Here is a 23,505-nt window from a genome sequence, read left to right on the forward strand (position 1 = left end):
ACTGGTGGAGAGACAAAACGAGCGCACAACTTCAGATGAAACGGCCACTACCGCTGATGGCAGCGGACCCGCGACCAACCCGTCAACCGATGGATTGGTAATCGCACCTCTGGCTACAGCGGCGGCCCTGGACCCTTCGGTCTTCAGCAAGGTAAGCGCAATTGAGGCCATACCCGCAACCTGGGAGGAACGGGCGCGCAAGGCCTGGGAGTATTACATCGAAGAGCCGCTGGTCAAAAACTGCGTCAACTCATGGCGTACCTTTGCTGTCGGTGATGAAATCAAAATCACCAGCGACGATGAGGATGTGCAAAGTGACGCCGTCTTCCTCGCCGACCGGCTGAACATCTCCGCGTTTGTCAAGGACATGATTCTTCAACTGCTTGTCAAAGGTGACGCCGTCGGATTCAAGCGCTACACCAAAGACGGCAAGGATCTGGAAGAGGCCATATGCGTCAATCCGGTTTCCGTGAAGGTCAAGTATGCCCAGGGACAGATGGTAGAGGCCCGCCAGTATCCTGACGATAATCCCGGAATCGGTGAAGGTCTGGAACTGCCGGTCGACCAGGTGCTCCATCTGAAATGGGACGCACCGTCTTTTTCATCGCGTGGCAACTCGCAGGTGCTGCCCGCTTTCCAGTCCATTGAATTGCTGCGCGATTACCGACGGGCGGAACAAGCCATCGCCAAGCGTTGGGCCACGCCGTTCCGCCTGCTCAAGGTCGGCGGCGCCTTCGGCCAAAAAATGGTCATGCCCGATCAAAAGATGCTGGAACAGGTCCGCAACATGGTCAACAAGATGGACCTTAAAAGCGGATTAGTCGTGCCTTTCTATGTCACGGTCGAAACTCACGGCACCGAGGGTCAAGTCCTCAACGTCGAAGACAAGGTCAAGGAGGTGAAGGAGGATATTGTCGTGGCCCTGGGACTCTCGCGTTCCCTGGTCACCGGTGACGGTCCGAATTTCGCCACAGCCTCGGTCAGTCTCCAGAAGATGCTCGTGATGATCCGGGAGATCAAACAGGCCGCACGGAACATTCTTTCCTGGATTTTCGACGACTGGGCGGAGCTTAAAGGTCACGAAGACAAGACACTCCAGTTCCTGTTCAACGACCTCGATCTCTCGGACGCGGTGGATTTCAAGCGTCTGCTTATCGAGCTTTACGACCGCAAACTCATCAGCCGATCCAGTCTCCAGCTCAAGATGGACCTCGATCCGGATATCGAATCTGCCAATCGTGAAAACGAACGACGCTCGGTGGACCTGCTGGATGAAAAGCAGGTCAAGCCCATCGCCGACATGGTCCTGGCCGGGATCATGGGTGTCGAAACCGCACAGGAGATGCTCGGTCTCGACCCGATGAAGAATCCCGTTGGAAGCCGGACGGAGGCGTCTTGGGCCGGACCTTTCGCCCGGGGCGACAGAGGGAATGCCGTTTGTGACGACTGCGCTCATTTCAATGACGAGCACAACCACTGTCGTGTCCAGCAAAATGAAACCACTTTCGACACCCCGGCGTGCCGCTTCTTAGACGCCAAGATCGTTTCTTCGGAAATCCCATCCGACCAGGAAGGTGAGGAGCGAGAGAGGACGACAGCTTGCCCGGAGTGCGAGAAATGATCGGTGCACTAGCAGCGAAAAAAACCGTCTCTCAGGTAGAGGCTATCCGAAGAGCCACTGAAAAAAGCGTCCGGGCAAGGAACCTGTACACGGAGCAGACGGTCGCCGATTTGACCGCCATGCTCGTCGACGCCGAAGACGAGGTGCGTCGCGCCATCCTCCGGTACAAGAGCCTCGGCTCGCTTCCCGACAACAAGCTGGCAGCCCTGGAAGGGCTCAAGAAACTCCAGGCGGATATCCGGGAGGCCACGTCCCGACTGCACCGGGATCAGACACTGCTTTTTCGAAAGACAGCGAAAGCCTCTTTCCGCCAAGGCATCTACCGCGGCATCGGTGAATTTGCTGCGGCGCAATTGCCGTTCTACCGTGACTTGACTCCGGAAGGCATCGACAAGCTCGCCACCCGCGTCTTCACCATCGTCGACACCGACGCTCTCGACTTCATGACCAACTACAACCTGGTGCTCGCCGGAGATGTCCACCGCGAATTGGCCGACGGCATCAAGCGGGCCGTGATGAACGGCATCGCCACTGGCAAAGGTATCGAAGATATCGCCCGCGATCTCGGGCGTGCTGTTAAGGACCCAGAATCCTTTCGCCACGCGGGTTCCAAAGTGTTCACCAAGGCTCAGTACCGCATGGAGGTAATCGCACGCACTGAGGTGCTGCGAGCCCATAACCAGGGGCGGATCAAATTCCACGACCAAGTCGGTGTTCGAAAGCTCGAATGGATGACCATGGAGGATGAGCGGGTCTGCCCGATCTGTGGCCCGCTGGACGGAAAGGTCTACGATACAGGCCGATTTCCCCAGCAGCCTGCCCATCCCAACTGTCGCTGCACCAATGTGGTGGCTTGGCCGCTTGAGATTTGCGGTGGTGAATTGGGCGCTAAGGTTGCGGCTGAACCTGATGCATGCATCCTCCCTCCCCAGGCCATCGAAAATCAAGCAAAGGCGAAGTCCAAGGAGAACGCCAAGCTCAAAGCCGCCTTCGAGAGCGGGAAGGTCGCGGACCTGAACACACTCACTGTGAAGCAGCTCCAGACCCTGTCGAAGCAGAACGGCGTTTCCATCGCCCGAACAAAGTCCGACTTCATCAAACTGCTCGACCAGGTCGAGCCGGGCTTCGACCATTCGGATCTCACCGGAGCCGCACTGAAGGTGAAACTAAAAGAACATAGAATCGGCCTGCTGCGAACCAAGGATGACCTGGTTAAACTCCTGGCCAAGAAGCAAAGGGCACTGAAGAAGGCGCAGATTGTATCCGAGCGCTTGAAGAAAGGTGAAGGACTTCATGTGCTGACTATGGACGAACTGCAGGAGGTTGCCCGGACAAAGGGCGTTTCAATCTACATGATAAGACAGGACGTGATCGACTTGCTCGATAAGCTGGAACCAGAAGTGGACCATTCTGGACTCAAAGGCAAGTCCCTGATTGAAGCCAAGCAAAGATATCACATCGCCACGACCAAGAATAAGCAGCAACTTATCAAGGCGATTGAAAAAACGATAATGAGTGATGCTTTTGAGAAGTTTAATAATGTAGCGGTAAAATTAATTAGAAGCTGAACTACTACACATCAATTGTTGCAGAATTTTGAGGCTGCTTCTTTTAGTGATCTAACGACGGGTTGTCTTTGACTTTTTTCATGTAATTGGCAAATTAATTGAATAATTTTATTTGAAGCAGCCCTTGCAGAGTCGAGTACCATAGTGCGTGAATCGTTTTTAACAGTGTAGTCAGAATCATTAGTAGTAAGCAGTGATTCAAAGCCCTGAAAAAGTCCAAAGCGAATATCGGATAGGATTTCCCAAGCAATATTTATGTTCTCACCAAGTACTGAACCTTTTCCGAACCGACTTAGATTTTTCAAAGGGTAATGTAAAGAACCGATTTTATCTCGCCATATATGTGTTTCGGAAACAATTTGGTCAACGCCTTGATTAATAAATTTATATTTGAAACTTAATGTGTCAGGATCTATTTTCCTGTTATATATTTTAAAATTAACATCTTTTTCTATTTTATTCAGCGCCTTAATATATCCTGTGCCTGGCTGCAATCTTAATTCTGAAAACATATAGGATATACTCGGTACAAGATTGTTATCCTTTATGAATTGTGTGTTTAATATTAGTTCTTCAACAGTGCTAAGTGGGTCAAACATGATCCATCCAATTTCAAAATGAATGCTAATTTTTCTAAGGGTCGCTATTGCTTGAGCAGCCTCAATTGCTGTGTGTGCTTTACCATAACGTTGAAGTTGAGAATCGGCCCCAGACTCAATGCCTAAAAACACTTTTCGCAAACCACATTCCTTTAATCGACGCAATATTGATTGTCTTTCTTCTGTCTCTGATATGCTCATACTTTTCGTAAAAATCGATGATGGCATAATACTGGTGTCAAAATTCATTGGATGAGGCAGTTCTTTTTGAATCTCCTCTATAATTTCAACGACAGACCTTGCGTCTTTAATATCTGCTCCAAGAAAGTCTTCATCGGCGAATGTGATATTGTGCACACCAAGTAAGGAAAGACTGTGAAGGTCATCTCTTAATCGGTTGCTTGGAAATCTTCGATATTCTTCACGCGTACCCTTAAAATCGGTTAAACCTCTTAGACAAAATCTGCATTTTGACCAGGAACACCCGCGGCTCAACTCGCAGAAAATTTGTCCACCCCCGTCAAGAACAGATTGAATATGCTTCCGATAGGGGTTCGGAGAAAGGTCTAAATCTATCAGATGCCTATCAGTTTTTGAAATTTGGTTTTTTCGCAAGTAAACAATTCCAGGAATATTTGACGGGTCAAGTGATAAACCCTTTATACGCTGCAGTAAAAGTTCTTTAAAGGCATATTCACCCTCTCCTGTAATTACATAAATATTAGGGAGCTTTTGGACCAAATCGCTGGCCATCTTAGTAGGAAGAGGACCTCCAAGGACGATCCAGCAATTATCACCAACTTTAGCTCTAATCCTTTCATATTCTTTCAGGATAAATGAGAAAGTGCCATATCCAACAGAAATACCAAGAATATCAGGCCGACTATTTTCCAAAAAATCAATTAATAAATCACAATTTCCTTGTGAAACAGAGACCATGTCAAATATGTCTAATTGCTCTAGATTTTCACCAAGGCAAGCTTTAGCAACCCCTCCTAATACAGATAAAGCATGCGTTTCGCCTATAGCAGGGTATCTTGATGAATATAGAGCAATCAAAGATACGCGAATTTTTGCGTATCTTATTTGACTCATTTGTCCTCCTTGAATTTTTCTTCAATTATTCGTATTTCATCTTGAATGCGCTGAATTCTATCATTAGATGAAATTGAATGATCGATAAACGTCGTTCTAATTATTTCTTTTTCGCGAGCAGTGAACTTAAAACCATTCATCCGACTGACAGCAAAAAGCATAATAGTGCGCAAGTCCCACCATCTAAGCCTTTGATCACGAATACTGTTACCTTTTAAACGAGCTAAAATTGCCTCACGGGTTCTATCCCATGAATATAGACCATTATCGGTAAAATGATAAATATCGCCATAAACATCGCCAAAATATACAAGTTGAACCGAGCGATTTTCAATGTCCCAACTTGATCCAGGAGAAAGTTTCTCAATGTAGTCCATTTCGATATCTTCATTACCATGTAAAATTGACCCTAAAGCGGCTATTCGAACGAGAAGCGAGTGATGCTCCGATTGGTAGGAAATACGTAGTATCTCAGGAAACTCTAAACATGGAATCCTGCCAATATAGTATAATAATTGTTCTCGAATACGCAAAGTAGGAGATATGTCTTCTTGGCATTTTGATAATTCACTCTCCATATCATTCAAATATTCTTTATAACGCTCAGAAAGCAGCTTAATTAGATACTCTCTTCCATTTTCATCAATCAAGCTGATTGCTTCTCTAACAAAACGATTAATTTCATAAGTGTATGTTCTAAGTAAAACATTATCGAGTTTTGTATTCCTATCTGATAATGCCTCAATTATATTATTCGCAAGCAAAAACTCACCAATTGTTTCGTGTCGGAATCCAGAAATACGATCAGGAAATCTTTCAACACGTAGAAGGTCAGCCGCCGCTGTATGAGATTCAATCATCGTCTTTGTGGGTTTATCTAACAGCACAGTTCTTCCCTTAACGGCTCCCCTTAAATCAAAAAGATTCTCAGCAATCTGAATATGAAAACTCCTAACTTCGCTTTCATCTGCAGAGGATGTGCCTCTATGAGCCTCTCTGCGTAGCCAATGATTGTAAAAATTATTGTAAAGCGAATATGCATTAGTAAAAGCGTTATCAGTTTCTATATTTTCACCTAAAAGGTAAAGAATAAGTGTCAAATGAAATGGATTGTTTGAAAATTCTGAGGCCTCTGGTGTAGATAACAAAAGGCGATTAAAACGACTCGGGAGTTCCGGAATTTCAAGCCGATCAGAATACATTTTTACAAACCAAAGTGTGTCGGTTTCACTCCATGGACAAAACTCGAGTACTTCACGAAAATGTTGTGTGTACTTTATTTGTGCTCCAAGTTGGTTAAAAAAATATTCAGTTCTACATGCGCACCATATGAATTCTGTTGTTTGGAAATTTTGGATAAATTCAGAAAAGAACCTATCTACTAATATAGAATCGATTTCATCAAGACCATCAACAAAATATATAATAGGCTTTTGACTTAGCCGCGCTTCGGAAATCGCGATTTCCAGTGGATATGAAGATTGCTGACTATCAATATATTGCACATAGTCACTAACATGACCAAAAACAGGAAAAGGGGAATTAGGCAAATCGATTTTAGCAGCCAAATCAAGAAAAAGTCTTCGAAGACTTGTGCTTTTACCTGCCCCAGGGGCCCCAATGAGAGCCACGTTTGAATTCCAATGCAAAAACTTAACCCAGTTTGTTAGTCTGTCAGCGGTGGTTGAATTCTTGTGGGGTAATAATTCTGGATCTACAAGAAGCTCTGGCCATAGAACACGTAGGCTTGGACTTTTCCTTGGGCTCCATGGGAGAAGGGATAAATTTAGAAGGCGCTCTGCCTGCGTCTTGACGCTTTTGGTTCCAATCTTGTTATGTTCATTCTTGGAGCTATTCTCTTGTGAATTGTCAATTGCCTGTTGCTCATGGCCAATTAAACGTTTTGCGTAGATACGGACAAATGTAAGCGGAGGCCTTAGCGGTGTTTCATTATGATCCTTTGCCATAACTTGAAACTTACGATATAGCTTTTCAAAGCTACCACTGTTAAGGTACTCAGAACGAACTTCGCCCCCTTCCAAAATTCCCTCAACTACTTTAGCAACAAGAAGGGGGTTAAGTGATGTAACACGTTCATCAATTTCATAGGAATAATCGTCTATGTAAAAAATTTTAAATAGGAGTTCGACAGCGAGGTCTTTATGAAGCAGGATAAAGCGTGGCCCTGCCCGTCTAACCTCACCGGGCATTGATAACATTCCCCGAATATGATTGGCGAGTGCTTCAAGACGCTCACTGCTAAGATTTCCAACTGAAAGTTTAACTTTTTCAGGCCAAGTTTGAGGTGAGCAAGGCTCCCTGCAAAAAAAGAAGCAAGGATTCCAGTCCCATAGCGCTTCACCAAGCAAATACTCAAGCTCATGTTTTGGACTTCTCGTAGGTAATTCATGGAGAACAGCTTGTACGGAGCAGACTATCCCGTCAATTTTTCCATTATCCCTCAAATCGAGCAAAATCCTTCTACATGTTTCTATTTTTTGGGTAGCGTCACCACGAAGAACTCGAAGGGTTTTTGATGGAATTAAATCTTTAGCTTTTTTTTCAGCCAAAGCTCCTGCCGCATCGTCATACTCCAGCAACACGCCATATTCCATTGATGTGTTGGAAAGAACATGTAGGATTTCAGCCCCAGATGACCCACCAATACTTAAGTATGCAAAGCGTTTAAGATCTATTTTTTCCGCAGAGAGAGCTGAAATAATATCATCCGCCTTTGCAACACCCGATTCGTCAAAAGCGGAGTGGTATTGTTCCTCACTGGCTAAAAGGGGAGGCACAATCGCTTCTCCTAATAGGCGTTTAATTTTATCGTCGAGATCGTCCATTGGTAAGCCTCAATATTTTTGGTCAGCATCCTTGGGTCTTTTCGAATACCCGATCTCCCAGTAAGGCTTTCCAGCCAAGTACTCATCTAATTTTTTTCCTATTAGATCTGCTATCTGTCGAGCAGCAGGAATTCCAAAGTCATCGTAATTTTGTACATCACGTCGATACTCCGACATATCTCCACGACATTCTTTTGCATATACCAAAGCTCTGAAAATTATTTGCAACTCCTCGGCTGCTTCTGCAAGTTTTGCTTCTGGCGTCTCCTTCGCATGCATTTCATCAAGTAGCTCTATAACATCATCAGCTACATCAAAAAGAATGTCTTTTGCTGCTTCGGTTTCTCCATGTTTCTTTGCCTTCCCAATATAATCTTTAGACCTTCTCGGAAGATCGGTGATCCTTGCCTCTGCGACCTCATGGAAAAGAAGCATCAATACAACACGGCCAATATCCACCTTAACATTAAGTTGTTTGGATAAAATAAAAGCAAAAAGCGCCGCCTCATAACAATGATCTGAAACTGACTCTGCCTCTGGTACACCCACGAGTAACCATCCAGTCCGGCGGAGCTTCGTTAACGTATGTAGTTCCATAAAGCATTCAAGAACCCGCTCCGCATTAAAATCTTCCATAGTTTTACCTCCTATTTTAGTTAAAAACATTTTGTGAAGAAGGCTGAAAAAATATCATTATTTTAAGCCCCCTTTTTCTTGGATGTAACGCTGTAATTTATGAATCTGCTGCATGGCCAGGGGCGAGGGCTTGCTCTTTCCACTCTCCCAGCGATTGACCGTACTGAAGGTTACACCAACCTTGGCGGCAAACTGCTCCTGGGTCAGGCCTAATTTGGAGCGTAACCCCCTTATCTTTCTTGCCAATTCGTTTTCTTCGGTTTTAGGCATTGTGTTTTTTCCGGTGTTCATCATGTAAACCATCCAATGTCAAAAGCCATTGCAAATAATATAGCATATGCTATGTGGCTCCACTGGAAATGTCAACTACGATTTCCGGCCCCTGATCCTCTCAACTGAACCCAACAAGACCCCCTCCGACACTTTTCGACGGCCTCCGGTAGGTATCCAGCGACAGGGCTTTCTCGCACCCGCTCCGCGGGGCGGAGAGCTGAAAATTGTCGCGACATGACCGGAGATACGAATGGATCTTTTTGCCACCGACCGTGACCGACTGGCGTTTCTGCTGGAGACTGATGCCGCTCTTGATCTGGACTTCGAAACCCTTGAAGCCCAGGCCAAGGAGGCTGTCACAGAAGAGGCGTCGCCGGCCAAACGGCCAAAATACATCACCAATTACATCGGCTCGAAGCAGAAGCTGGTCGACTGGATCTGGAAACACACGCCGGAAGGTGTGGGCTCCGTTCTGGACGCGTTTTCAGGTTCGGCTGTCGTGGCTTATATGTACAAGACCAAGGGATTGCGTGTCCTGGCTAACGACCGGCTTCGTTACTGTTATCACGCGGCTCGGGCCATCGTTGAAAACCGCAATGTCCGTCTCACCGACGAGGAACTGGAAGCGCTCCTGGCCGGCAACGCCAAGGCGGGTTCCTTTATCCGCAACAATTTCAAAGGGATATTCTTCGCCAAGGGCGTCCACGGACTGATCGACACAGTCCGGGCCAATATAGACAAATTATCCGGATTCAAGAAGGACATCGCCTTATTCGCCCTGGGCAAGACCTGCATGTCGGGCAAGGGCGGATTCGGCCATTTTTCCTCCTCAACCCGCTACGGAAAACGCGAAGACACCCCGGAAGAGTTCAAGGATCGGTTCCGCAAGAATGTGGTCCGCATCAACGCGCTTGTTTTCGACAACGGCAAAGAGTGCAAGGCCTACCGGAAGGATGTGAACGGACTGTTGTCCGAGGTGCGCGTAGACTTGGCCTACTTCGATCCACCGTATGCCACTGAGTTCTCGACCACCAATTACGAGAAGTCCTACCACTTCGTGGAAGGGCTGATGACGTATTGGGACGGGTTGACCCTGGTCGAGGGTTCAAAGACCAAGCACTACAAGACGGACCACCAAACCGTTTCCAGAGCCAACGCCAAGGAGTTTTTCGAGACTTTCCTCGGCAACGCCCGACACATCGCAAACTGGCTTATTTCGTACCGGGACCACGCGTATCCCAACGAACGGGAGATGCGGGGAATCATAACAACTCACGGTTTCGAGCCGGCGATGCGTTCCCGCGATCACCATTATTCCATCACCTCGCGCCACGGGGACGCTTCCCACGCCAAAGAACGGCTTTTCATCTGCAAACACAGAAAAGGCCGATCCGTCAAAGCGGATGCCAGTGCCGAAAGCATGAGATCAGAGGCGGTCTGGGATGAGACCGAAAACGAGATCCGCTACCGCGCCAAGGACCCGAAGCAATTCGATCCCGACAGTTTCCGGCGCAAGTCGCTCGATGGAGTCGATGGCGTCTCCATCATCATCGGCAGATTCAAAAAGGAATTCGTCCCTGAAAACGACAATCCCCGCTCAATGGTGCTCCAGGCTTACCGGTTCGTTCGTAAAACCGAGCGCAACCCGGACGGTTGGACGATTGAAAAAGCCAAGGAGTGGATCAAGGAACACGAAGCCTCAGCTGCAACCGAGGCCGCTCTGCGCGTGGAAGATAATATCTGCGCTTTGGCCGATGCGCCACTGGGTGATTCCCTGAACCTGCTGTCTTGCCAGGCGGGCAAGGCGGACACCGTTCGTGTCACCGGATTTATGGGCAGCAAATACCTGATGCTCGGCTGGATTGAAAGCCAGCTCCCCAAAGGCGCTGAGAGTTTTCTCGACGCTTTTTCCGGCGGAGCGAACGTGGCTTACCACTTCAAACGCAAGGGAATGAAAGTTATTGCCAACGACCTGTTGCGGTTCCCTTATCACCTTGCCAAGGCCGTGGTCGAAAACTCCAGCGACAAGCTGACTGACGAGGATGTGGAGAGGCTACTTGCCCCCAACCCGGACGCCGGCACCTTCATCGTCGATCAATTCTACGGCTATTACTACACTAAGCCGGTTCTCCGTTGGCTCGACCAGGTGTGGGCCAATATCCAGAAGCTTCACGGATATAAGAAAGACCTGGCTCTTGCCGCGCTCGGGAGTACCGTGAAATCCAAGAGCGCCTTCGGGCAGTTTTCCCGCTCGAAGATGCATCGTAAAGCCGACCTGGAATCTGAGGCGAGCCTGGAACAGTCCCAGCTTTCCAATCCCCCGCTGTCGAAGTTCATCGAGTCATTCAAGCGTACCGTCCGCCAGCTCAACAATCTGGTCTTTGACAACAGCAAAGAGTGTAAGGCGTTCAACCTGGACGCGACCGAAGCGGTCCGGCGCTATGGTTCGGATGTCCTGTATCTCGATCCGCCGTACGTGACCGAATTCGGCAGCAACGATTACGAGGATTCCCTTCATTTCATCGAAGGTTTGATGACTCGCTGGGCGGACAAGAAGATTTATTCCAACCCACGCAAGAATTTCCCGTCCCGCACCAGGTACACCAAGGAATCCATCCGGTCCATGATGGAGACGCTGGCCGCCGACGCCCGTGGCAAGTATGGAACGGTCCTTTTGTCATACCGCGACAGAGCCTTTCCTCGTGAAGCGGAAATCCGAGAGATTCTATCCGAGCACTACGGCCTGGTTCGCGTGCGCTGTATGGAGGTGGATTACAACATCGCCAAGGACATCGGCCGGGAAGGAAAACATGCCCGGGAGCTGCTGTTTGTCTCATCCAAACCACGCAGCACGCCTCGTTCGTCTGCTTCATCCTCCGCCGCGGCCTGCCATACCTCCTTTCCGGTGGAGATCAATGCGTCAGTGCCGACGGTCCTCAGTGCGGAAGCGCTGGATGTCGTGAGGGAAACCGGTGATCCGCAGTTTACCTTTGTTCTCTGTCGCGCCGGGACCAACAAAAACGGTGACCACTTCACCTCTGATGAACTGGCGGCCCGTTACACCACAGCTGTCAACAAGAAGATCGATCTCAAACATTCCCAGGAGTTCACGGACATCGTCGGCGGCATCGTGTCGGCTGACTTCATCGAAGACGATAACGGTGGGCGAATCGAGTGCGCCGGTGAACTCTTTATCTCGGACAGCCCACATTCCCAACTGGCGTACAAGCTGATCCGGAAGGGCATCATCACCCAGGTCTCGATGGAATGCGACTACGAAGAGGGGGAGTGCTCTATCTGCGGCAAGCGGGTGCAGTCGAAAAACGACTACTGCATTCACCTGCGCAAGCACAAAGGCGGTGCATTCCAGGGAAAGCCCGTCTTTGAGATTCTTCACGGTGTGACATTCACCGGCCTCGGCCTTCTTGACCGCAAAGGCGCTGATGAAAATGCACGTATCACTCAGGTCGCCTCTGAACGGGGCGAGGTTTCCGAAACTCTTAACGAAGGAGATCCGACGATGGACGAGAAACAAAAAACGAAAGACGAGGCGGCCGAAGCCGCCAAGAAGACCGAAGACGGCGGTGGTGGCACCACTGACGATAAGGCTCGAATCAAGGAGCTGGAAAAGGAGAACAAGGAGCTCAAACAACAGGTGCTCACCCTACAGAAGCAGGTTGAAGAAATGGAAGCTGAGCAAAAAGCAGCGGCCAACCGTGCAAGGGCCCAAAAGCTCCTGAGCAAAGTGGAAAAGCACGGCATCACCTTCGATAGCGACGAAGATCGTACGAACGAGTTGACCCGGCTGGCCGGGCTTTCAGACGATGCCTTCAACGCAACCGAGGACGCCTTTGATCGGATGATCAAGGCTGACGCCGAGAAGGCCAAAGACGGCGGGAACAAACCCGAAAACAACGCCGGGAAAAAGCAGGCGAAAGCGGATGACGAGAGGGACGATCAGCCGATGCGCAGCGACGCGGGTGTTCGACCCAGGGACGTGGACGACGGGAAGAAAAGTCTCGAAGACAAGCTCAAAAACGGCTTCATGGCCGCTTATCACCAACGCGTGGGTCTTACGACCGGCGAACCGGTTCAAACCGATTAATAAGGAGGATAGACCATGCCTTACATCAACCCAAACCATCGCGGCCTCGCTTACGGCGACGGCTACATGCAGGGGGACGGCCAACTCGGCCAGGTGGTGAGGATCGTCGGCGACGATCTGTTCGCCGTGAACACCGATCCGACCATCAAGTCCTTCGGCATTCTGATCAAAGACTACAAGAACGGAGAGATGCCCGGCATTTACTGCATGGGCGGCGTGTACGAGACCGATGCCTTCGAGGGCACCGTCAATCCGGGCGACGACCTGAAGGTATCGGCCACCGGCGTCCTAACCTCGGGTGTTCAAGCCGGTGAAGAGGTTATCGCGCGGGCCGTCTCCGTCTCCGGCGGGACGCTGAAGTTCCGGCTTATCATCTGATTACAGGAGGAGACCTAAAATGGAGAAGACTCAAGTGAACGTACACAGCCAGGAATACATGGAGACCATGGCCCGCCTCATGTCCGAGGCGCTGGAGTCTCCGGAAGGGATGCGCGCTCTGGCCGCCGCCATCGCCGCACCCATTGAACAGGAGATCAAACGCAAGGAGATTTCATCTCTCCTGCTCACCCGTCATACCCTGCCGAAGGGCGAACGGCCATTGTACCAGAAAAAGCCGAAGGTCAAGGCGTACTGGATCAGCAACGAGGGCGAGGCCCAGGAGCAGGAGCTGGGAAAGGATGAAGTGGAGTTTCCAACCCACCGCATCCACTCCGCACCGATGGTCGATGTTTCGGTGCTCAAGAACGGCAATATCGGTACCCTGATGGATATCCAGACATCCGCTGCCGATGAAATCCGCAAAGAAATCGATAAACGGAGCATTACCGTGATTTCATCCGCGGTCCCGGCAGGCAATACGGTGGAGGTCACCGGTACGAGCCTCACCGAGGAGGCGCTCAACGAGGCGATCTCCATTATCGAGGACATGGAGATGTCGGTGAAGTACATCGTCATGCGCGGCCGGCGGTTCAACGACCTTCGCAGTTGGAACCTCGACCCTCAGACCAAGGCCGAGCTGCGCGCCAAGGGTGTTATCAAGAACTACGGCACCGGCGGTATCCTGCTCACCGCGGCCCAGTCCTTAGACGAGGTTCTCCTGATTCCTGATGAGGAAGTCGGCAAAATGCCGGTGCGCGAAAATATCAAAACCGAGGCTATCGAGCAGAAGACCCGTTTCAAGACCGGTTGGTTGGTATGGTCCGAGTTGGGTCAAGGCATCACGCGTCCGGATATCATGGCAAAAATCAAGATTCTCGGCTGATGGAGGGGCCTTATTATGTTCAATGTGAAAAACGTCCGTCCGGGAATTTTGATCATCGCCGACGCCGGGCTTCGGCTTGAACCGGGGCACGTGCTGGAAGTCGAGGAGCTGACCCCTCACATGGAATGGGCGGTCTCGGCCGGTCTGCTCGCCAGGCCGGAAAAAAATGAAGATCCGCCCGCGGACACGAATACCAAACCCGAGGAAGAAACAGCTGGTGAGAAGGAACTGGACTGGTCAAAACTCCCGGCGGCCGAGGCCATCTCGAAGGTCGGTGGTGAAAACGATACCGCCAGACTCAAATCCCATCTCGCCAATGAAAAACGACGCACGGTTATCGATGCGTTGAAGAAGCGTTTGGTGGAGGTGGAAGGTGGCGATAGCTGACCTCGTTCTCACGCTTCGCATCGATCTGGCCGATCCTGAAAGCGCTCTTTTCGCGGACGATGTACTTCAGCGATGCATCCATAAAGGCGTCTACCGCCTGGCCCGTGATCTGGAAATATCGCTGTCCGTTGTAGGTGACGAGGTCGTACCGGACCCTGAAGGCGAAACGCGCGAACTGCTTTTACTGCTCGGGCAGATACACGCCTGCCAGGTCATGCGTGCGACCACGGCGAACACTTTTTCGTTTTCCAGCGGCGACAAGCGGGTCGACAAGACCAAGCAACCCGAGCATTGGGCGAAACTCGAGGATGATCTCAAGGCTCTTTACAAGCTGCGCCTGAGCGAAATCAAGCCGGGAGCCGCGGCGAGCCCCGAGGACTACATCATTTCCCCTTCAGATATGAAGCCGGTCATTTATGAGCAGGGAGGCGACTTGTGAATCTGCTGACCGATAACGAAAAGATCTCGGCGGCGGAAGATGTACAGGACTTGATTCTGGCATCGGGACAAGAGGCGGTACTGCTTCGAAGCCAACCTGGTGAACGGCTTTACGGTTCGGATGACGCGACATACGAGGAAGTCGGACCGTTCCCTCTGGAGTTTGTGGAGACACCACCGGAAGACCTGAGCAGTAAAATCGACGCCGTCGCCTGCGTTTTGCCGGACATGGATATCCAGCCGGAAGACCACATCCGAAGCGGTACGAATGAGTTTCGTGTTCAGACCATTGAAGATGAGCGTTTGTTCGGCGTGGTAACACACAAGGTTCTCAAATTGGTTCGTCTCCATGGGGGTTAAGCGATTCGGAGACTGGGACAAGGCCAGGGCGAAATTAGCCAATGCCCCCGGTGCCCGGCTGGCTCTGGCGCTTCGTCAAGCGACCATCAAGAACGCCATCCTGCTTGTTCGGGAGATCAAACGCGGCATCCGCAGCCAGGCCCCCGGCGGAAAACCATTCGCCAAGCTCGCCGAAAGCACTATCATACGCAAGGGCTCCAGCAAGGCTCTGATCGATACCGGATTCCTGGTCAATGCCATCACCCAAAAAATCATGGCCGACCATGCCTTTGTCGGACTCCTGCGAGGCACCGTCAACAAGGACGGTGATGACATGGTCAATATCGGGGCGGTAATGGAATACGGAGCCACTATCCAACATCCCAACGGCGCGGTGATTGTGATCCCGCCCAGACCGTTTCTCCATCCCACCATGCAGAAATACCGCAAGCGGATTATCGAGAATTACCGGCAGGCCATTCACTTTGTTCTCTGACGACTCCGACACTTCCACACAGGTTCCGGTAGGTAACAGCCAGAAGAAACCGGATCACCGGAGGTGCATCGTTGGAAACCGTTCGAACAGTTGTTGAAAGTTTTATTCGCCTGATAAAGGCCGAGATCGACCCGGATGCGGTGCTCGTGGCCGCGGACGATGTGTTCGAGGTACCCAATGTACCGAGCCTGATCCTCCAGGGACCAACGCTGATCGAAAACGGCGAACGGAGAACCCAGGCCCGCACGGTGGAAAAAGATGTCCCAAACTTGAGCTATGAAGAATGCCGCTATCCCCGTCTTTATCACCTCGACTTCGATGTCGTCGTCACCGCCGCTCATGAAGGCGAGCTGCTTGATCTCCAGGAGAAAGTCGCCCGCTTCTATCAGCGTCATCCGGTTTTGACCGTGGAAGACCGCGGATCGCTTAACCTGACCGAACTCACCGCCCTGGGCGGTTTGCGCAGAGTGAACCTTTCAGATCTTCGCCAGAGTTCCGGTCGCTGCCGTATCGAGGATTGCCCCGTATATGACGGGGTCGTTGAAGTCGGTCCGCTCATCAAGGACCGCAAGTTCGAATTCCGTGACGGTGTTGAAGAGGACCGTCTCTACACACCATAAACGAGGAGAAGCCAAAATGATTGAAATCAAAAATCTACTTTTCCAGCCGCTCACGTTTCACCTCGCGGGCGATGGGCAAGGACTGCATCTGAACCCGCGTGAGCGCAAATCAATAGGCAATGAACAGCTGTCACCTGAAATCGAAACTGCGGCAAAGCGGGGGCTGATTTCATTGACCGAGACGGCAAAACCGCCGGAAGCCTCAGCGAAAACGGGCAAGTCTCCCGCGAAAAAATCCAAGACAAAACCAAAGGGCGATGGAACGCAGGCGTCCCGGCGCACGAAACGGAGGTAAATCATGGCCACCTATCTTTCCCCGGGCGTTTACACGCGCGAGATCGATTTCAGTTATTACGTCAAACAGATTTCCACATCATCCTGCGGCATGGTGGGCGTGGCCGAGCGCGGCCCGATCAACAAACCCGTGCTGGTCACCAGTTGGGAACAGTTCATCAACAAATTCGGCTCCTACCTGCAGGCCGGTTATCTGGCCTATGCCGCAAGGGCCTTCTTCGATAACGGCGGGTCGGTTCTCTATGTGAACCGGATCGCCCACCTGACAGACCCCACCGACAAGAGCAGCCTCACCGCTGTGAAATCCTCGGTGACGCTGAAGGACCGGCGAGCTGTGACCGCGATGCTGGAAACCGGGACCGCCGGGACGGATCGCATCACCTGGCTTGCGCGGCAGGCTGGTGTCGATGGAAACGGTATCTCTATAGAACTCGTCGCTTCGGGAACCGACACACCACTTTCTGTGGACGTTACAGGTCAGGCAATCACCGTCAATCTGGCTACGGACAGCGCCGGCGATCCGGCCGCCACCGCGGACCAGGTCGTTGCGGCAATTATCGCGAAGCCGGAGGCGGACGCCCTGGTTCAAGCAAGCACAGAGGATACGGGCATCGTGCAACCAGTTACGTCCGCGAACCTTGCAGGTGGACAGGACGCCCAGGACACCCTCCGCGCGCTCGCGGTTAACGAAGGCGTCTGGGGTGATCGTCTCAGCGTTCAAATTGAGGACGGCACACTCGACCCTGCCACGGGATTCAATCTCGTCGTCCGATATAAGGACGAGGTCGTCGAGGTTTTCAAAGACCTTTCCATGGATGAATCGGCGTCGAGTCATATGGAGCTGGCGATCAACGAGCGCTCCGAATTTATCAGCGTCGAGGATCTCGGACCCCTGTCCGGCACACCGGACGATCGGCCTGCGAACGGCGGATTCAGTTTATCCGGCGGCGATGACGGACTGGTCGATTTGAATGACATCGATTACATCGGAGACCCCTCGCAGCACACCGGATTCTACGCCTTTGACGAGATCGACGCTCTGAACATGCTTACGGCTCCCGGCGTGACCACTGCCAACGTGATTCATGCCGGAATCACCTATGCCGAAAACCGCAAAGACCTGATGCTCGTCGCTGAAGCGCCCATCCATCTTGAACCACTGGAAACAGTCAATTTTCGCAAAGGCCAGGGCATGTATTCGCACGCGGCATTCAACTCGTCCTATGCGGCCCTATATTACCCATGGCTTGAGATCAGCGACCCGGTTACCGGCAAGAAAAAGCTGATTCCACCCTCCGGGGCCGTGGCCGGATGTTACGCGCGAAGCGACCAGAAAACCTATGTCTGGTACGCCCCCGCCGGTATCGATCGTGGACGAATCTTCAACGCATTGTCGCTTGGCTACAAGGCCAGCCGGGGTGAAAGGGACGTGATCTACCCCGAGGGTGTCAACGTGATTGCTTCTTTCCCCGACACCGGAATCAACATCTGGGGACAGAAAACCTTGCAGAGTCAACCATCCGCCCTGGACCGCGTAAACGTCCGGCGGCTGATGATGTATATCGAGGAGGCCATCGCCGAATCCTCTCGTTTCGTGGTCTTCGAACCCAATAATCCGCAGACCTGGCGGGCCCTGATCAGGCTGATCAATCCCTTTCTACAGGACATCAAGGACAAGGGCGGGTTCTACGACTTTGCGGTCCAGTGCGACGAGGAAACCAACACCCCGGCGGTCATCGACCGCAACGAGCTGGTGGCCCGCATCTTCGTCAAACCCACGAAGACGGCTGAATTCATCGAACTCAATTTCGTGCTCACCGCCACCGGGGCCGACTTCAAAGAAATCTTCAAGACAGCGTAAGGAGGCAGCCCATGCGTAGCGGAAATATGCCCAAGAGCCTGTATCAGAACTGGCAGTTCGCCATCGAGGTCAACGGTTTCGATGTGGCGCTCTTCAAGAAAGGCCAGGAGCCCAAGACCGAATTCGAGGAAGTGGCCTTTGCACCGGCCGGGTCGATGTTCGATCAGAAGGTCGCCGGGCGGGTGAAGTTCGAGGACATCACTCTTGAAAAAGGCATCCTGCAGGACGGTTCCGACGAGGCCGCGCGGGAATGGACCAAGAAACAGGTGGACGTCAACGCCGTGGTGGGTGGAATGCCCAACGACTATATGCGTGACATTGACATCGTACGTTACGACCGCGCCGGGAACGAAACCCGGCGTTGGACCCTGCACGGCGCATGGGTCAAGGTCCTGGAGTACGACGAACTCGAGGGCGCGAACACGGACAACACCATCGAAAAACTCACCATCAGTTACCAGTACTGGACATGATTCAAGGAGATAAGCCATGCACATATTTGAACTGCCAAGCGGAACTGAAATCGAGCTCAGGGAAATGACCGGAGCCGAGGAAGAACTGCTTACCAATCAAAGGCTCATCCGAAACGGTGACGCTGTAAACCAAGTGCTCAGGAACTGTACCGTCCGGCTGGGAGAGATCGAGGAGCCGTCCATGAAAGACGTGCTCGATCTTCTGTCCGGAGACCGTCTGTTCATCCTGGTCAAGCTGCGGCAGATATCTCTCGGGGATGAGTCGGAGCTGGAGCTGCTCTGTCCCAATACAGCCTGTCGTACCACGAACATCGTGACCGTCAACATGGATGATCTGGAGGTTACACCGTACGGTGAAGAACGGGAGTTCACCTTTGACCTGCCCGGTTCGAAACGCAAGGTGCGGTTCGGGTATCTGGACGGCCAAAAGGAAAAAAGACTGGCCGCGCTTAAAGAACCGTCCATCTCTTCGGCCATGCTGATCCGTCTCATCGACATTGATGGCGCGGCCCCGAGCAAGAAGCTGATGAACGATATGTCCCTGCGCGACCGCAGCGCCCTGCGGCAGGAAATGCTGCGGGTTGACGCGGGCGTCGATACCACCGTGGAGACCGAGTGCGAAACCTGCGGTACCCGTATCCGCACGCGTCTGGAGGCTGAACCGGGTTTTTTGTTCCCCGGAGTTCGCTTGTAAGGGACGTCTTTTTTCTCGCTTACGGCGGGCTCCATTGGAGTTATTCGGAAACACGGGCGCTGCCGCTTCGGGTCCGCCGCGAATTCGTGGAAGCCCTGGAGCGGCAGCTTGCTTTTGAACGTGAGGAACTGGAGCGCAATCGCACATGAACGAAGATCTTGGACTCGGTGTCGTTGTTTCGATGAAGGACGGGTTTTCGCAGAACGCGGCCCGGGTCCAGACGTCCATGCAGTCCTTGGACGCCACGGTCGCAGCTTCCAGCGAGCGCATGACGCGCAACCTCGACCGTATCCAGAAAGGCACCATGATGATCGGCACGGGTCTGGCGCTCATGGCCTTGCCCGTCGGTCTCGTGGCTTCCACGGCAGCCACCCAGAAAGCGCTCGGTGAACTGTCCTCCCTCGGGGTCAAGGATCTGCGAGCCATTGAAGACGCCGCGGAATCTTTCACCAACACCTGGTCCGGATCGACCAAGGCCGAATTCATCACCGCCGCTTATGACGTCCGCTCCGCTTTATCCGGGTTGACCGACGAAGCGGTCGGATCGTTCACCGCCATGGCCGCCCTCACCGGCAAAGCCACCAAGGCGACCACCGAAGAGATGGTCGGCACTTTCACCACGGCCTACGGGATTTTCAAGCCCATCATGCAGGATATGTCGGACGCGCAGTGGGCGAAGACATTCGCCGGAGCCATGGCCCAGACGGTCGCTTCCTTCAAGACCAACGGCCGCCAGATGGCCGACGCCATCAAGAACATCGGCGCGGTGGCTGCCTCTTCCAATGTCCCATTGCAGGAACAACTCGCCATTCTTGGACAGTTGCAGACCACCATGCCCGGCTCGGAAGCCGGAACCTTGTACAAGGCGTTCATCATGAAAGCCGCCGAGGCCGGCGAGAAGCTCGGGCTTTCGTTTATCGATTCCACGGGACGATTGAAAGGGATTATCCCCATCCTCCAGGAGATCAAGGGGCGTTTCCCCGACCTGTCCCAGGCCGCGGCCCAGGTGGAGATCAAGAAAGCCTTCGGTTCCGACGAAGCCGTCAAGTTCCTTTTACAGATGTCCCAGGGCGTAGGGGCGCTGGAGACCAATATTCAGTCCGTCGCGCGGGCCATGAAGACCGGCACCGCCGTCACCGAAGAGATGGCACAGGCGATGAACATGGACATCGGCAGCCAGTTCAAGCTCCTGTGGCAGCAAATCGGCAACCTGTCTGAAATCCTCGGTCGCACACTGCTCCCGGTGGTCACGCCGATTATTCAGGGCATTTCCAAAGCCGTGCTCTTCTTTCAGAAACTGGCCAAGTCCATGCCGGGGTTGACCAGGGTCGTTCTCACCCTGTCCATGGCCCTGGGTGCGGTGCTCGTCGTTGTGGGCGGCGTAATCGCCGCCGCGGGGACTATCGGTTTGATGCTTCCCGCCATCAAGGCCGGTCTTGCGGCCATGGGAGCGGCTGTGGCCGGTGTCGGGTCGGTGTTCGCCACCTATTTTCTGCCGGTTGTGGCCATCATCGGAGGCGTGGTGCTGGCCGTCTATCTGCTCAAAAAGGCGTGGGAGAGCAACTTCGGCGGCATCCGCGACACGATTCTTGGAGCGTGGGAAAAGGTAAAACTCGTCGTGGGCGGTATCCGTGAGCTGATCTCTTCCCTGAGCGGCGGGTCCGGACGGATGTCGGCTGAGCTGGCCAAAAAGTTAGAGGCGGCCGGATTGATGGGACTCGTAGTTACGGTGTTTCGCATCTATTACCGGGTGCGCCAATTCCTGACAGGTTTATGGCAAGCCTTTTCCAACGCGTTCGGAAAGATCCGGGCGATTCTTGAACCGGCGGTTAGTGCGCTCATGCAGGCATACGGCGCTCTCTACAAGGCGGTCTTTTCGGTCCTGGAAATCTTCGGCTTGGCGGCATCTTCCGCCGACGCTTCATCCTATCGAAGTTTGGGAGAAACGCTCGGCACGGTTCTGGGTGTCATCGCCAAGGTGGGCGCGTATCTGCTCAACTTCGTGATCTACAACCTGGTGGCGGTCGTCAAGGTCGTCACCTGGGTGGTGCGCGCGGTCGTCTGGCTGGGTAAGACCATTGTCACGGCTTTCATCGAAGCCGGGAAGTTCATCTATAAGTTCTTCCTGCCGATCCGCCTCCTGGTCCAGGCGCTCCGCATGGTCGGCCGGGTGGTTTACACGGTCTGGCAGGTGCTCACCGGAGACCTTTCAGTAGTCGACGGATTAAAGTCCATGGGCAGCGCCGTTTTTGATTTCCTGGCCACACCGTTTCGGTGGGCCCTGGATGTGATCGTCGGTGTCTGGAATTTCATCAAGGGGTTGTTCTCGTCTATCGGACGGTTCTTCAGCGGCATCGCATCGTCGCTGGTCGCCGCATTCATGGACCTGCCGCTGGTGCGAACCTTAAGGAATGTTTTCGGAGCGGTGCGGAGCTTTTTCTCGGGCGACACGACCTTTTTCGAAGCGGGCAAAAGACTATTGATCGCTTTGGGCAAAGGTATCTGGTCGGCGGTGACCTATCCGTTCGAGCTCCTCAAGAAGGCGCTTGGTTGGCTCAGAAAACTGCTGCCGTTCTCAGACGCCGAGACAGGACCTTTGTCCAGTCTGAGCAATTCAGGTGCGTCGATTCTCAAGACTCTCGCCAAAGGCATGCTGGGCGTCCTTTCGTTGCCGGGCAAGATACTCGGTATGGCGCTCAAGGGGATGTTCTCCGCTGTTCGCTGGATATGGCAAGGCATCAAGTCCTTGGGTTCCGGCATCCTCTCGGCGCTGACCTTGCCGTTTCGAAAAGGCGTCGAGTTGGCTGCGTCCGCATGGCGTGGTGTCACTGGCGTGGTCGCTTCCGCTTGGAACGGAATCAAGGGTCTCGGCGCGTCGGCGTTTGATGCCATGGCCGCGCCGTTTCGCTGGATCGGTGATGTCGCGAGAAGCGTTTGGGATGGGATTCGTTCCACGGCGAGTGAATTGTGGAGAGGGATCGGCAACCTTGCTCAGTCGGCGTGGTCCTTCGTGAGCAAACCCTTTACCTGGGTCGCCGATACGGCTTCAAGTGCGTGGAGTCACATTACCAACGCCGCATCCATGGCTTGGGACGGTCTCAGATCAATGTCGCAAAGTGCATGGGAGTGGATCAAAGCGCCGTTCGAAGGGCTGGCTTCAGTCGCCTCCTCCGCCTGGGAAAAGGTAAAGAACGCCGCCTCAGGAGCGTGGAATTCCGTGACGTCCACTGTATCCAACCTGGCAGGCACTGCGTTTGAAAGCGGTAAAGCCATTCTCACCACGGTGGGAGAAGGGATCAAATCGGCGGTCGCCGCACCGTACCGGGCGGCCAAGTCGGCCCTATCTTTTGTTCGCGATCTGTTGCCGTTTTCCGACGCCAAGGAGGGCCCGCTGGCCAATCTGACTCGTAGCGGATCAGCACTACTGGAAGCGCTGGCCGGAGGGATCGCCAAGGCCGCGGCGGTTCCTGCTAAGGCAATCGCTGGAGCCTTCGGTTTCATGAACGATATGTTGGGACGTGTAGCCGTACCATCGATGCTGGTCGGGACACTGGCGCTTACGCCGGTTGTAGCTGGTGAAATCCCTTCGGCGGGAACGCCTCTCTTCGGAACCGAGCCGGCGATCATGGAAACGAGACCGGAGGCTGCGCCTCCTGAACAATCGCGTCTTCTCGGCGAGACCAGAGGTGTCCTTGGAGCAGGAAATAACGGTTTCACGCAGTCGTCCACCGGAGAGAACCTCCTGCCGGTATTGGAGGCCATCCTGAGCAAATTCGACGCGCTCGCGGAACGGCCCATCGACGTCTCGGTGACCACCTTGCTCGACGGACGTCAGGTTGCCCAATCGGTCTATCGCGATCTGCGTGAGCGCAAAATCAAGAATTACGAAACGCTGTGAG

General features: G+C 52.8%; 19 protein-coding genes. 15 read left to right on the top strand and 4 right to left on the bottom strand.

Annotation, left to right across the window (positions count from 1 at the left end):
• The first annotated feature begins 4 nt into the window (after positions 1-4).
• Together GN112_RS15170 and GN112_RS15175 are read left to right on the top strand one after the other, a co-directional pair.
• Positions 5-1,621: a hypothetical protein gene (locus GN112_RS15170; RefSeq protein WP_231717034.1), complete on the top strand. Its 1,617-nt coding sequence runs from the start codon at positions 5-7 to the stop codon at positions 1,619-1,621.
• Complete coding sequence (locus tag GN112_RS15175) at positions 1,618-3,189, top strand: phage head morphogenesis protein (protein WP_155310986.1); 1,572 nt, start codon at positions 1,618-1,620, stop codon at positions 3,187-3,189. The genes GN112_RS15170 and GN112_RS15175 overlap by 4 nt, the downstream gene beginning before the upstream one ends.
• 11 nt (positions 3,190-3,200) lie before the next feature.
• On the opposite strand, the gene GN112_RS15180 is transcribed toward GN112_RS15175, so the two are convergent.
• Genes GN112_RS15180 through GN112_RS15195 form a run of 4 tightly spaced genes read right to left on the bottom strand, consistent with a single transcriptional unit; the run spans position 3,201 to position 8,659 of the window.
• Positions 3,201-4,883 (bottom strand): B12-binding domain-containing radical SAM protein, encoded by a 1,683-nt coding sequence (locus GN112_RS15180; RefSeq protein ID WP_155310987.1) that lies wholly within the window; start codon positions 4,881-4,883, stop codon positions 3,201-3,203.
• Positions 4,880-7,729 carry an NACHT domain-containing protein gene (locus GN112_RS15185; protein ID WP_155310988.1) on the bottom strand — a complete coding sequence of 950 codons (2,850 nt, stop codon included), beginning with the start codon at positions 7,727-7,729 and terminating at the stop codon, positions 4,880-4,882. The genes GN112_RS15180 and GN112_RS15185 overlap by 4 nt, the downstream gene beginning before the upstream one ends.
• A gap of 9 nt (positions 7,730-7,738) precedes the next feature.
• A complete protein-coding gene (locus tag GN112_RS15190) occupies positions 7,739-8,365 on the bottom strand; it encodes an HD domain-containing protein (RefSeq protein ID WP_162458951.1) in 627 nt (208 codons plus the stop codon).
• A gap of 57 nt (positions 8,366-8,422) precedes the next feature.
• Positions 8,423-8,659, bottom strand: coding sequence for a helix-turn-helix domain-containing protein (locus GN112_RS15195; RefSeq protein WP_197743329.1), 237 nt, complete (start codon positions 8,657-8,659; stop codon positions 8,423-8,425).
• A gap of 229 nt (positions 8,660-8,888) precedes the next feature.
• Between GN112_RS15195 and GN112_RS33600 the strand changes: the two genes are divergently transcribed.
• The 13 genes from GN112_RS33600 (at position 8,889) to GN112_RS15260 (ending at position 23,504) form a co-directional block, all read left to right on the top strand.
• Entirely contained in the window at positions 8,889-12,743 is a 3,855-nt protein-coding gene (locus GN112_RS33600) for a DNA adenine methylase (RefSeq protein WP_162458952.1), read from the top strand.
• A 15-nt stretch (positions 12,744-12,758) separates the two neighbouring features.
• Entirely contained in the window at positions 12,759-13,121 is a 363-nt protein-coding gene (locus GN112_RS15205; RefSeq protein WP_155306468.1) for a hypothetical protein, read from the top strand.
• Positions 13,122-13,140: 19 nt separating this feature from the next.
• Complete coding sequence (locus tag GN112_RS15210) at positions 13,141-14,004, top strand: HK97-fold major capsid protein (protein WP_155310990.1); 864 nt, start codon at positions 13,141-13,143, stop codon at positions 14,002-14,004.
• A 15-nt stretch (positions 14,005-14,019) separates the two neighbouring features.
• The gene (locus tag GN112_RS15215) at positions 14,020-14,391 is read left to right on the top strand and encodes a hypothetical protein (RefSeq protein ID WP_155310991.1); all 372 of its coding nucleotides are present in this window, start codon (positions 14,020-14,022) and stop codon (positions 14,389-14,391) included.
• Entirely contained in the window at positions 14,378-14,830 is a 453-nt protein-coding gene (locus GN112_RS15220; RefSeq protein WP_155310992.1) for a hypothetical protein, read from the top strand. The genes GN112_RS15215 and GN112_RS15220 overlap by 14 nt, the downstream gene beginning before the upstream one ends.
• Positions 14,827-15,189 (top strand): hypothetical protein, encoded by a 363-nt coding sequence (locus GN112_RS15225; protein WP_155310993.1) that lies wholly within the window; start codon positions 14,827-14,829, stop codon positions 15,187-15,189. Before GN112_RS15220 ends, GN112_RS15225 begins: the two co-directional genes overlap by 4 nt.
• A complete protein-coding gene (locus tag GN112_RS15230) occupies positions 15,179-15,664 on the top strand; it encodes a phage virion morphogenesis protein (RefSeq protein ID WP_155310994.1) in 486 nt (161 codons plus the stop codon). Before GN112_RS15225 ends, GN112_RS15230 begins: the two co-directional genes overlap by 11 nt.
• Before the next feature lie 71 nt (positions 15,665-15,735).
• On the top strand, positions 15,736-16,284 hold the full coding sequence (locus GN112_RS15235; RefSeq protein ID WP_155310995.1) for a hypothetical protein: 549 nt from the start codon (positions 15,736-15,738) through the stop codon (positions 16,282-16,284).
• Positions 16,285-16,300: 16 nt separating this feature from the next.
• Positions 16,301-16,579: a hypothetical protein gene (locus GN112_RS15240; RefSeq protein ID WP_155310996.1), complete on the top strand. Its 279-nt coding sequence runs from the start codon at positions 16,301-16,303 to the stop codon at positions 16,577-16,579.
• Between the two features lie 3 nt (positions 16,580-16,582).
• Complete coding sequence (locus GN112_RS15245; protein ID WP_155310997.1) at positions 16,583-18,439, top strand: phage tail sheath C-terminal domain-containing protein; 1,857 nt, start codon at positions 16,583-16,585, stop codon at positions 18,437-18,439.
• An 11-nt stretch (positions 18,440-18,450) separates the two neighbouring features.
• Positions 18,451-18,912, top strand: a complete 462-nt coding sequence (locus GN112_RS15250; protein ID WP_155310998.1) for a phage tail protein — start codon at positions 18,451-18,453, stop codon at positions 18,910-18,912.
• Between the two features lie 16 nt (positions 18,913-18,928).
• Positions 18,929-19,606 carry a T4 family baseplate hub assembly chaperone gene (locus GN112_RS15255; protein WP_155310999.1) on the top strand — a complete coding sequence of 226 codons (678 nt, stop codon included), beginning with the start codon at positions 18,929-18,931 and terminating at the stop codon, positions 19,604-19,606.
• 145 nt (positions 19,607-19,751) lie between these two features.
• A complete protein-coding gene (locus GN112_RS15260; RefSeq protein ID WP_155311000.1) occupies positions 19,752-23,504 on the top strand; it encodes a phage tail tape measure protein in 3,753 nt (1,250 codons plus the stop codon).
• The last annotated feature ends 1 nt before the right edge of the window (position 23,505 follow it).

It is taken from the genome of Desulfosarcina ovata subsp. ovata, from assembly GCF_009689005.1.
GTDB lineage: Bacteria > Desulfobacterota > Desulfobacteria > Desulfobacterales > Desulfosarcinaceae > Desulfosarcina > Desulfosarcina ovata.

Excerpts from the sequence above, each read along its gene's own strand:
- GN112_RS15205 (WP_155306468.1), top strand. The coding sequence starts at position 12,759 with ATGCCTTACATCAACCCAAACCATCGCGGCCTCGCTTACGGCGACGGC.
- GN112_RS15245 (WP_155310997.1), top strand. The coding sequence starts at position 16,583 with ATGGCCACCTATCTTTCCCCGGGCGTTTACACGCGCGAGATCGATTTC.
- GN112_RS15255 (WP_155310999.1), top strand. The coding sequence starts at position 18,929 with ATGCACATATTTGAACTGCCAAGCGGAACTGAAATCGAGCTCAGGGAA.
- GN112_RS15215 (WP_155310991.1), top strand. The coding sequence starts at position 14,020 with ATGTTCAATGTGAAAAACGTCCGTCCGGGAATTTTGATCATCGCCGAC.
- GN112_RS15230 (WP_155310994.1), top strand. The coding sequence starts at position 15,179 with ATGGGGGTTAAGCGATTCGGAGACTGGGACAAGGCCAGGGCGAAATTA.
- GN112_RS33600 (WP_162458952.1), top strand. The coding sequence starts at position 8,889 with ATGGATCTTTTTGCCACCGACCGTGACCGACTGGCGTTTCTGCTGGAG.
- GN112_RS15185 (WP_155310988.1), bottom strand. The coding sequence starts at position 7,729 with ATGGACGATCTCGACGATAAAATTAAACGCCTATTAGGAGAAGCGATT.
- GN112_RS15210 (WP_155310990.1), top strand. The coding sequence starts at position 13,141 with ATGGAGAAGACTCAAGTGAACGTACACAGCCAGGAATACATGGAGACC.
- GN112_RS15195 (WP_197743329.1), bottom strand. The coding sequence starts at position 8,659 with ATGATGAACACCGGAAAAAACACAATGCCTAAAACCGAAGAAAACGAA.
- GN112_RS15175 (WP_155310986.1), top strand. The coding sequence starts at position 1,618 with ATGATCGGTGCACTAGCAGCGAAAAAAACCGTCTCTCAGGTAGAGGCT.
- GN112_RS15260 (WP_155311000.1), top strand. The coding sequence starts at position 19,752 with ATGAACGAAGATCTTGGACTCGGTGTCGTTGTTTCGATGAAGGACGGG.
- GN112_RS15250 (WP_155310998.1), top strand. The coding sequence starts at position 18,451 with ATGCGTAGCGGAAATATGCCCAAGAGCCTGTATCAGAACTGGCAGTTC.
- GN112_RS15190 (WP_162458951.1), bottom strand. The coding sequence starts at position 8,365 with ATGGAAGATTTTAATGCGGAGCGGGTTCTTGAATGCTTTATGGAACTA.
- GN112_RS15180 (WP_155310987.1), bottom strand. The coding sequence starts at position 4,883 with ATGAGTCAAATAAGATACGCAAAAATTCGCGTATCTTTGATTGCTCTA.
- GN112_RS15240 (WP_155310996.1), top strand. The coding sequence starts at position 16,301 with ATGATTGAAATCAAAAATCTACTTTTCCAGCCGCTCACGTTTCACCTC.